Annotated in this window: 4 protein-coding genes; 3 read left to right on the forward strand and 1 reads right to left on the reverse strand. The window is 72.6% G+C overall.

Translation table 11 applies throughout. The annotated features are described in order from the left end of the window. Window positions 1-267: 267 nt before the first annotated feature. The 3 genes from ACWJ6R_RS30360 to ACWJ6R_RS30370 all read left to right on the forward strand — a co-directional run bounded on the left by ACWJ6R_RS30360 (window position 268) and on the right by ACWJ6R_RS30370 (window position 3,016). Window positions 268-969, forward strand: a complete 702-nt coding sequence (locus ACWJ6R_RS30360; protein WP_449065512.1) for a hypothetical protein — start codon at window positions 268-270, stop codon at window positions 967-969. Between the two features lie 257 nt (window positions 970-1,226). Next, entirely contained in the window at window positions 1,227-2,351 is a 1,125-nt protein-coding gene (locus ACWJ6R_RS30365) for a sensor histidine kinase (protein WP_449065513.1), read from the forward strand. Next, window positions 2,348-3,016, forward strand: coding sequence for a response regulator (locus ACWJ6R_RS30370; protein ID WP_068894356.1), 669 nt, complete (start codon window positions 2,348-2,350; stop codon window positions 3,014-3,016). Before ACWJ6R_RS30365 ends, ACWJ6R_RS30370 begins: the two co-directional genes overlap by 4 nt. Window positions 3,017-3,067: 51 nt before the next feature. Here ACWJ6R_RS30370 and ACWJ6R_RS30375 read toward each other — a convergent pair whose 3' ends face one another. After that, window positions 3,068-4,588 (reverse strand): serine/threonine-protein kinase, encoded by a 1,521-nt coding sequence (locus tag ACWJ6R_RS30375; protein ID WP_449065514.1) that lies wholly within the window; start codon window positions 4,586-4,588, stop codon window positions 3,068-3,070. Between the last annotated feature and the right edge of the window lie 149 nt (window positions 4,589-4,737).

Raw genomic sequence — 4,737 nt, forward strand, 5'->3', positions numbered from 1 at the left:
CCGAGTCGCCGGCCGCGGGCTGCGGGCTCGGGCTGCGGGCTCGGGCCATGGCTCCCGGCGGGGACCCCGGCGGACGGCCCTTACCCCGCCAGGAGGACGCCGGATCAGCCCCGCGGCGGACGACCCTGCGGCGGGCGGCGGAATACCTTCCTGGCGACAGTTCCACGCAGGCGGCTCCCCACGGGATCCGTACCGGAAGCAGCGGGATCCTCACCCGCGTCCATCCGGCGCCTGCGCACCGTGACTCCGCACAGGCAAGGAAACCCCGTGTTCAAGGACTCCGCAGACTTCAGGCGCGTCGCCTCCGGCGTGCTGCTGATCGTCGCCCCGCTCCTCCAGGCGATCGCCGTCATCCTCGACCCCGGGACCTGGGGCGACGAGCGCGAGGCGGTCAGCTTCGGCGACAACCCCGTCCTCGCCCAGGTCCAGTCGGTGCTCTACCACTGGGCGTACCTGCTGATGGCGCTGGCCGCCCTCGGCCTGCTGCACGTGATGCGCCGCCGCGCGACAGTGTTCGGGCACATCGCCGGCCCGCTCGTCATCCTCGGCTACATCAACCTGTCGGGCCTGCTGATGGCCGACCCGGTGGAGTGGTGGCTCGGCCGGCACCACAGCCCCGAGGAGGCCACCCGCATCATGGACGAGATGGTGAACCTGCCCGGTGTCGTCTTCGGCTTCCAGATGCCGTGGATCTTCTTCGCCATCTTCGGCATGCCGATCCTGGCCGTCGGCGTCTGGCGGTCCGGTTTCGCCCACTGGTGGGTCCCGCTCGTCCTCGCGGTCGGCTACGGCGGTTCGATGTTCGTCGGGTACGGCCCGGCGACCGTCGTCCTGTGGGCCATCCCGGTGGCCGCGCTGGGCGCCCTCGGCGTCCGGATGCTCCGGATGAGCCGCGAGGAGTGGATCTCCTACTATCCCGCTGCCTCCACCGCCGCCGCGCCCGCACCGGCCGCGGGCGTCGGGGCCTGAGCCCCGCCGGCTCCACCGGGACACCGGTGGAGCCGGGACACCGGTGGAGCCGGGACACCGGTGGAGCCGGGACACCGGTAAGCCCTCCGAGGGAGCCGGAACCCCGACGGAACCGGGGATGCCGTCCCCCCCGGGGGCACTTGTGGCCTACTTGCAAGCCACTTGGGTGGGTGTTTTGTCCTATATGCAATAGCGACGCGAGGGTTTAGTCTCCCCGCATGGCGCTTCCCCTCCCCCTCTCTCGCCACCTCCGCACGGTGTCGAGAGTCGATCTGCTGATCGGCGCCGCGATCATCGCCCTCGGCACGCTCGAGGCGTTCACCGTCGCGACCGAGTACGGCGCGGCCGAGACCCCCGAACTGTGGTGGATCGGCCAGGCGCTCGTCACCGGCGTGCTCGTCTGGTTCCGCCGCAAGGCCCCGGTCGCGGTCTTCATCCTGATGATCCTCATCCAGTACGCCTGGCACCGGCAGGGTTACGAGCACTGCCAGGTCTGGCAGCTGTTCTCCCTGCTGCTCGTCTTCCACACCGTCGGCGCGGAGCTGCCGTTCAAGCCCGGCCTGGCCTGGGCCGTGACCGGCGTCCTCGTCTTCGACTCCGGCGCGGTGGACCACCGGTGGCTCCCGGCGGAGGAGGTCATCTTCCTGACCGTCGTCTTCGGCTCCGCCTACCTCACCGGCCTGGCGGTCAACGCCTACGCCACCCGGGCCCGCCGCCTGGCCGAGCACGCCGTACGGCTGAAACGCGACAGGGAGCGCCGGGCCGCCGAGGCCGTCGCCGAGGAGCGCACCCGCATCGCCCGCGAGCTGCACGACGTCGTCGCGCACAGCGTGAGCATGATGGTCATGCAGGCCGGGGTGCTGCGCCGGAGGGGCGGAGGCGACACCGACGCGCTGCTCGGCATCGAGCGCTCGGGCCGCGAAGCGGTCGAGGAGCTGCGCGTCATGCTCGGCGCGCTGCGCATGCCGCTGGACGAGGCCATCCCGCAGCCGGGACTGGACCTGCTGGCCACCACCGTCGACTCGCTCGCCTCCTCGGGCCTGCGCATCACGCTCTCCGTCACCGGTGAGCCCGTACGGCTCGCGCCGGGGCTGGACCTGTCCGCCTACCGCATCGCGCAGGAGGCGCTCACCAACGCCGTCAAGCACGCGGGCGAGTCCGAGATCTCCGTCCGCGTCGCCTACCTGGACGACTCGGTGGAGGTGGAGGTCCTCGACACCGGCGGCGCGGGCTCGGCTCCGGAGTTGTCGACCGGCAACGGCCTCATCGGCATGCGCGAGCGCGCCGCCCTGTTCGGCGGCACGTTCGAGGCCGGCCCGCGCGCCGAGGGCGGGTTCCGGGTCCGCGCACGGCTCCCGCTCTCCCTGGAGGTACTGGTATGAGTGACGTCATCCGCATCGTGATCGCCGACGACCAGGCGATGGTCCGCGCGGGCCTGAAGCTCGTGGTGGAGAGCGAGCCTGGCATGGAGGTCGTCGGGGAGGCCGCCGACGGTCTGGAGGCCGTCGCGGTGGCCCGCCGCACCCGGCCGGACATCGTCCTGATGGACATCTCCATGCCCCGCATGGACGGCCTCACCGCTGCCCGGCAGCTGCTCGACCAGCCGGACCCGCCCCGGGTCGTCATGCTCACCACCTTCGACACCGACGAGAACCTCTACGCCGCGCTGCGGGCGGGGACCAGCGGCTTCCTGCTCAAGGTCTCCCCGCCCGAGCAGCTCGTGGAGGCGGTCCGCGTCGTGGTCGGCGGCGACGCGCTGCTGGACCCGGCGGTGACCACGCGGGTCATCGCCTCCTTCGCCGGCCGCCACGAGCCCGCGCCCCCGCCCCGGCTCGGCGAGCTGACGCCGCGGGAGCTGGAGGTGCTGCGGTTCCTGGCCCGCGGCCTGACCAACGCCGAGATCGCCAAGGAGCTCTTCGTCGGCGAGGCCACGGTCAAGACGCATGTGGCGCGGGTGCTCATGAAGCTGCACCTGCGCGACCGCGCCCAGGCGGTGGTGTTCGCCTACGAGTCCGGGGTGGTGCGGCCGGGCGCGGCGGTCGGCTGAGGCCCGTCCTCCGAGCCGCCGGCGTCTCCGAACCGCCGGCGCCGGCCGCCCTCACGACTCCGGGAAGGTCACGCTCCGCACGAGCCGGCCCGCCAGTGTGTCGTCGCAGCGGCCCGCCGCGCAGAAGTAGATCATCAGGGCGGGTTCGTCCGGCCGCTCCACGGCGTATCCGACGAAGTCGAGCCGGCCGCCCTGCTGCGGGTCGGCGATCGACCCCTCCAGCCGTACGGCGGGCCGCCCGCCGACCCGGACCTGCACCACCTCGGAGAAGACGCTCACCGTGCCGGGCAGCGAGGACTGCAGCGTCTCCTGGAGCTGCTGGGCGCCGCCGCGTGGGTCGAGCGTGTCCAGCGTCTGCGCGTAGACGCCGACGGCCTCCTCCGGCTCGGCCTCGATGATCTCGTTGACGGCCGCCCAGTCGGCGGTGACCGGCGTGCTGAACAGGGTCCGGAACTCCTCGGCCCGGGGGGCGGAGACCGTGAACACGTCCGCGTGCTGGATCGTCGTCCAGCCGGCCGGGTGCTCGAACGCGACCGGCACCGCCGTCGAGCCTCGGTAGGCGGCCCACGCGTCCTCGCCCCGCAGCACCATGGCGAGCACCGTGACCAGCGCGATGATCGCGGCGATCGCCGCCCCCGCCCCGAGGAGGATGCGCCGCCCGCCGGGACGGGCGCGCGGTCCCCCCTGCCGCTGGGCGGCCGGCCGGGTCTGCTGCAGCTGGTAGGACTGGCCGCTGATCGCGTCGCGCAGCGCGGTGACGAATTCGGCGCAGCTGTCGTAGCGCTGCTCCGGCGCCTTGGCCAGCGCCCGCGCCATCACCCCGTCGACCTCCGGCGGCAGCTCGGGCCGGAGCGTGCTGAGCGGGGTCGGCGGTTCGGCCAGGTGCGCCCAGAGCAGCGCGATCTCGTTGTCGCGCTGGAACGGCAGCCGCCCGGCCAGCGCCTCGTAGACCACGCAGGCCAGGCCGTACTGGTCGCAGCGCCCGTCGATGGTCTCCTTGTTGATCTGCTCGGGCGACATGTAGCGGGGGGTGCCGATGAACTGGTCGGTCTGGGTCAGCCCGGAGATGGAGGTGCGGTGCTTGGTGATGCCGAAGTCGGTGAGGTAGACGTGCTCGCCCTCGGTGTGCCCGGCGATCAGGATGTTGGCTGGCTTGACGTCGCGGTGGATCAGGTCGTGCGCGTGCGAGGTGTCCAGCGCGGCGGCGACCTGCGTGAAGATCCGGCTGACCTGGCTGACCGGGAGCGGTCCCCGGTCGTAGAACAGGCGGCGCAGGTCGGGGCCGTCGACGTAGCGCATCGCGATGTAGAGGGTGCCGTCGGCCGCGGCGTCCGCCTCGTAGATCGGGATGATGTTGGGGTGGTCGATGCTGGCGACCGTCCGCGACTCCAGGATGAAGCGCTGGCGGAACCGGTCGTCCTCGCCGAGCAGCGGGTTGAGGACCTTCAGCGCGACCCGGCGGTTGAGCCGCGAGTCCACCGCGAGGTAGACCACGGCCATGCCGCCCTTGCCGATGACGTCCTCGACGTAGTAGCCGGCCACTTCCTGGCCGATGAGCGCTCTCTCGTTCACCGGCGCCGTCACGCCTCGGCCGGATGGCCGCAGAAGCCGCAGAACCGGTGGGCGTGGCCCAGCCGCATCCCGCAGGCGGTGCAGTACTTCTGGACGGCCGCGCCCGGGGCCGTCCCGGCGGCCCCGGCTCCCGCGGCTCCCGGGGCGGT

This window comes from Planomonospora algeriensis (assembly GCF_977012225.1).